Source organism: Mesorhizobium sp. M7A.F.Ca.US.006.04.2.1, assembly GCF_004022915.1.
Lineage (GTDB): Bacteria > Pseudomonadota > Alphaproteobacteria > Rhizobiales > Rhizobiaceae > Mesorhizobium > Mesorhizobium ciceri.
Genome location: NZ_RZQA01000512.1, coordinates 1 through 4761, shown reverse-complemented (window position 1 = coordinate 4761; position 4761 = coordinate 1). Strand labels below are relative to the sequence as shown.

Below are 4761 nucleotides of genomic sequence, written 5' to 3'. Positions count from 1 at the left end.
GTCACACCCGATCAGGCGGCCGGTGCCAAGGCGTCGCAGTCGACCACAGGCAACTGATTCAACGGGCAACTGGTCAACGGGCGACCTGACAGGCTGACAGAATGGCAAACGGCATCAAGACCAGGAAGATCCTGCTCGTATCGACCGACAGGACGTTTGCGCAGGACACGCGCACCGCATTCTCCGCCTCCGAGATCATACAGCTCTCGACAGTGGAAAAGAACGTTACCGAGTTGCGCGGCGAGATCCAGGAAGCCGACTTCGGCGCCATCATCGTCGACATGGATGCGGCAAGGCTGGAGGAGGTCGAGTCGCTGCAGCGCATCATGCGCCGGCTGGAGGACAAGGTTCCTGTCGTCGTCGTCACCCAGGAGTTCAACGCGGCCGCGGTGCGCATTCTCGTGCAGCTCAAGGTCGCGGATTTCCTGGTCAAGCCGATCACCACGGCCGATCTGGTGCGCTCCGTCGTACGGGCGCTGCAAGGGCCCGGGCGCGAGGAAAACACCGAGTCGCAAATCTATACCTTCATGCCTGCGGCGGGCGGCGTCGGCACCACGACGCTGGCGCTGCAGACCGCCTTCCAGCTGCATCACTCGGTGACGCGCGGCGCGTCGACCTGCGTCGTCGATCTCAACTTCCAGCAGGGCGCCTGTGCCGAATATCTCGACCTCGAACCGCGTTTCGACATCACCGAGATCGAGAACCAGCCCGAGCGTCTCGACCGCCAACTGCTCGACGTGATGCTGTCCAAGCATGCCAGCGGGCTTTGCGTGCTGGCGGCACCGGCGCATCCAGCCGAGATGCGCTCGTTCAAGACCGATGTCGTGGTGCGCATGCTGGATCTCGTTTCGGCCTATTTCGACAATGTCGTCATCGACATGCCCCGCACCTGGTTTCCATGGACGGAGACCGTGCTGCTCGGTTCCAACAAGCTCTACATCGTCGCGGAAATGACGGTGCCGTGCCTGCGCCACACCCAGCGGCTGATCCAGGCGGTCTACGAGACGGCCGGCAAGGAAGTGAAGCCGAACGTCATCGTCAACCGTTTCGAACAGAAGATGTTCGATAACGGCATCAAGCAGGCGGACGTCCAGGAAATCCTTGGCGAGCATTTCGTCGGCGGCATCGCCAACAACTACCGGCTGGTGCGCGAAGCAGTCGATCGCGGCGTACCGCTGCACGAGATCGATCCCAACGCCAATGTCGTCAACGATCTGAAGAAGATCATCCTGCCGGAAGAAGCGGTCCCGACCCGGGCGAAATCGCGCTCGCTGTTTGGCATGGGCCGTGGATTACTGAAGAGGAAAGCCGGATGACCAGCCGCTTCTCCACCCTGCAGAACCGCGATGCGCGTCCGCAGCGCGCGCCTGAGACGACGCCGGTCGCCCATCATGCCGTCGTCATACCAACCAGCCGAAAGGCTTTGCCGGCAAAGCCGGAAGCAGCGCTGGCGAAGAATGCCAACAAGGTGCTCGATGCGCGCGTGCGTATCCACCGGCTGCTGCTCGAAGAGATCAATCTTGTCGCGCTGGAGCGTTTGCCGAAGGATGAGATGCGCCGGCAAGTGCATGACTTCGTTTCGGAAAAGACCAAGCAGGAGCGGATGGCGATCAACACCGTCGAGCTTGACGCGCTGGTCGACGACATCGTCGACGAGATGGTCGGCCTCGGTCCGCTCGAGCCGCTGCTCAAGGATCCCGACATCAACGATATCCTGATCAACGGCCACATGAACTGCTTTGTCGAAAAGAAGGGCAAGCTGCAGCCGGTCCACATTCCGTTCAAGGACGAGGCGCATCTCCTGCGCATCGTCAACAAGATCGTCGCCGCGGTCGGTCGCCGCGTCGACGAATCGCAGCCGATGGTCGATGCCCGCATGCTGGACGGCTCGCGCTTCAACGCGGCCATCCGCCCGGTTGCGGTCGACGGTCCGCTGGTGTCGATCCGCAAATTCTCCAAGAACAAGCTCGGCCTGCATAAACTGGTCGAATTCGGCGCCATCACCCAGAACATGGCCGAAGTGCTGGCGGCGGCCGTGCATGCCCGCAAGACGACGATCATTTCGGGCGGCACCGGCACCGGCAAGACGACCATGCTCAATGCACTGTCGGCCTTCATTCCGGAAGACGAGCGGCTGATCACCATCGAGGACGCGGCCGAGCTCCAGCTGCAGCAGCCGCATGTCGCGCGCATGGAAACACGTCCGGCCAACATCGAAGGCCATGGCGAGCTGAAGCAGCGCGACCTGGTCAAGAACGCACTGCGCATGCGCCCCGACCGCGTCATCCTCGGCGAGTGCCGCGGCGAGGAGGCTTTCGACATGCTGCAGGCAATGAACACCGGCCACGAAGGGTCGATGGCGACCATCCATGCCAACACGCCGCGCGACGCCATTTCGCGGCTCGAGCAGATGCTTGGCATGACCGGCATGCCGATGACGGTGCAGTCGATCCGCAGCCAGATCGCCAGCGCGCTCGACCTGATCGTCCAACTGACGCGCCTGTCCGACGGCAAGCGCAAGGTGACCAGTGTCGCCGAGGTGACCGGCATGGAAGGCGATGTCATCCAGATGCAGGAGATCTTCCGCTTCGTGCGCACCGGCATGGAGGCCGACGGCAAGATTCTGGGCCACTACGAGGCGACCGGCATCCGGCCGCGCTTCCTCGAGGACCTGCGCGCCATGGGCATCGAGTTTCCCGGACGATATTTCGAACCCGGCCGGCCGCAGGAGTAGCCAAGTGTTCGATGGAATGAGCGCGATCTATGTCGTCTATGCCGCGGCCGCGCTGACCGGCATCCTGATCGCCGAGGCCTGTTACCTGCTTTATGCCGGCCGCAGCGACAAGCGCACCGCCATCAACCGGCGCATGAGGCTGCAGGAAAACAAGATCAGCCAGGAGCAGGTGCTCGTCCAACTGCGCAAGGAGCGCGGCCTTGACGCGGGCACGCCGCTGTTTTCGGCGGACCGGTTTCGCGCGCTGCGAACCCAGTCGGGCATGATCATGCCGCTGTCGAAATTCCTCATGATCACCTGCGGCGTGGCGATGGCGATGGCCCTGGTCGCCATCTGGTACGGCTTGCCGCCGCTGATGGGGTTCGTCCTGTTCGTGGTGCTCATGCCGCTATTGCCGGTGCTGACGTTGCGTTTCAAGCGCAAGCGCCGGCTGAAGCGGTTCGGCATGCAGTTGCCGGAGGCGCTGGAACTGATCACGCGTGGCCTGAAGGCCGGCCATCCGGTGCCGGTGGCGATCGCCATGGTGGCGCGCGAGATGCCCGACCCGATCGGCAGCGAGTTCGGCGTCATCGCCGACGAAGTGACCTACGGATCCGATCTGGTTTCGGCGTTGAACTCGCTGTTCGACCGGGTCGGCCAGGAGGATCTGCCGTTGTTCGTCACCGCCGTCTCGATCCAGACCAGTTCGGGCGGCAATCTGCGCGAGATCCTCGACGGCCTGGCGACGACGATTCGCGAGCGTGGCAAGCTGCGCCGCAAGGTGCGCGCCATTGCGACAGAAGGCCGGATGTCGGCCTACATTCTGACGGCCGTGCCGGCGTTGCTGTTTGCCGCCATCATGGCACTGATGCCGGGCTTCTACAGCGACGTCTGGGGCGAGCCGAAGACCTGGTATCTGCTTGGCGCGTCGATCACCTGGCTGATGCTGGGCAATTTGATGATGTTCAAGATGTCGAATTTCAAGTTCTGACATGCAGGATTTCATCGAATTCCTCGCCTCGCTTGCGCCGACCTCATTGATGCCGGTGGCCATACTGCTGCTGGCGGTGGGTGCTGCCGCTGTTGCCTGGCCTGTTGTCATGGCGAAGGGCGATCGCAACGAGGTCATGCGCCGGCTCAGGGTCGACAACGGTCCCGTGGCCGCCAAACCGGAGCCGGTGCAAAAGAAGAATACCGGCATCGTGCGCGAGAAGGCGGTGAAGCGGGCGCAGGAATTCTACGCCAGGAGCGATCCGGAAAATGTCGCGCGGCTGCGCATGAAGCTTATCCAGGCGGGCTACATGGAGCCGCGCGCTGTCGGCACGTTCTTCCTGATCCGGTTCACTGCGATGATCGGCACGGCAATAGGCGTGTTTGTGCTCAACCGCTGGATGGCCAGTCCGGACGCAACGATGGCCAGCCGCTGGACATTCGTCATCCTGTCGGGCGCGGCCGGTTATTTCCTGCCCGGCCTGGTGCTGAGCCAGAAAGTGCGGGAACGCAGGCGCGAGTACCGCAACGGCTTTCCCGATTTCATGGACCTGATGATTGTCTGCTCGGATGCCGGCATGAGCATGGAGGCAGGCATAGAGCGCGTCTCCAAGGAACTCGCCAAGACTTATCCCGCGCTCAGCCAGAACCTGCAGCTGGTGTCGCTGGAGCTGAGGGCCGGGCGCAGCCTCGACGATGCGCTGAAGGCGCTCGCCGATCGCCTCAGCCTGGACGAGGTGCGTTCCTTCGCCACGCTGCTGCAGCAGTCCAAGGAACTCGGCACCAGCCTGTCGGGGGCGCTGCGCGTCTTCTCCGACGACATGCGCCATAAGCGTATGTCGTTGGCCGAGGAAAAGGCGCACGCTCTGCCTGCCAAGATGTCGGTGCCCGTGGTTGTGTGCATCCTGCCGGTGGTGCTGATGATCGCGGCCATTCCAGTCATCGTCAAAATGACGGCGCACTAGCGAGCGCTCCACAAAAGCCCTAGCAAGGGGCTGACAAACCATTGTCCTGACCGAACCCGGCTTTGCAGGTGAGAAAGTCCATGCTGCTGCCCA

At 62.9% G+C, this 4761-nt stretch carries 4 protein-coding genes; all 4 read left to right on the top strand.

The features are described 5' to 3' along the window. Window positions 1-101: 101 nt before the first annotated feature. The 4 genes from EN925_RS24005 to EN925_RS23990 are packed head-to-tail and all read left to right on the top strand — an operon-like array spanning window position 102 to window position 4668. Window positions 102-1316, top strand: a complete 1215-nt coding sequence (locus tag EN925_RS24005; protein WP_013531961.1) for a CpaE family protein — start codon at window positions 102-104, stop codon at window positions 1314-1316. Next, window positions 1313-2734, top strand: a complete 1422-nt coding sequence (locus tag EN925_RS24000) for a CpaF family protein (protein ID WP_013531960.1) — start codon at window positions 1313-1315, stop codon at window positions 2732-2734. Before EN925_RS24005 ends, EN925_RS24000 begins: the two co-directional genes overlap by 4 nt. Window positions 2735-2738: 4 nt before the next feature. Continuing rightward, window positions 2739-3704 (top strand): type II secretion system F family protein, encoded by a 966-nt coding sequence (locus tag EN925_RS23995; RefSeq protein ID WP_027162569.1) that lies wholly within the window; start codon window positions 2739-2741, stop codon window positions 3702-3704. Between the two features lies 1 nt (window position 3705). Then, window positions 3706-4668 (top strand): type II secretion system F family protein, encoded by a 963-nt coding sequence (locus EN925_RS23990; RefSeq protein WP_127368774.1) that lies wholly within the window; start codon window positions 3706-3708, stop codon window positions 4666-4668. The last annotated feature ends 93 nt before the right edge of the window (window positions 4669-4761 follow it).

Coding starts and splice junctions, on each gene's coding strand:
- EN925_RS24000 (WP_013531960.1), top strand. CDS start 1,313: ATGACCAGCCGCTTCTCCACCCTGCAGAACCGCGATGCGCGTCCGCAG.
- EN925_RS23990 (WP_127368774.1), top strand. CDS start 3,706: ATGCAGGATTTCATCGAATTCCTCGCCTCGCTTGCGCCGACCTCATTG.
- EN925_RS24005 (WP_013531961.1), top strand. CDS start 102: ATGGCAAACGGCATCAAGACCAGGAAGATCCTGCTCGTATCGACCGAC.